Here is a 283-nt window from a genome sequence, read left to right on the forward strand (position 1 = left end):
GCGCCTCGACGCGGGCGGCACACGGGCGTTCCTGAAGGCTTACACGCGCAAGGCCCATGCGCAGGCCTTGTCGGGGATCCTGCTGGCCGCCACGCTCGGGCATGGGCGCGTTCTCGCGGCCTGCGCCGAGCGCGGGCTGATCGTGTCCGACTGGATCGACGGGCGCAGCCTGTGCCCGGCCGACGATGCGGCGCTCGACCCGCGGGCCTTCCGCCAGGCCCCAGCGGCCCTTGCCACCGCCCATGGCGCCCGCCTTCGGACGCCATTCCAGGCCACCCGGTTC

Annotated in this window: 1 protein-coding gene; it reads left to right on the top strand. The window is 74.9% G+C overall.

Annotated elements, in window-relative coordinates; all coding sequences use genetic code 11:
* Positions 1–283: hypothetical protein (locus E0702_RS19235; RefSeq protein WP_165927607.1), on the top strand; the 283-nt coding region annotated here is incomplete at both ends.

Origin of the sequence: Halomonas marinisediminis, from assembly GCF_004347715.1 — a bacterium.
GTDB classification, from domain to species: domain Bacteria; phylum Pseudomonadota; class Gammaproteobacteria; order Pseudomonadales; family Halomonadaceae; genus Halomonas; species Halomonas icarae.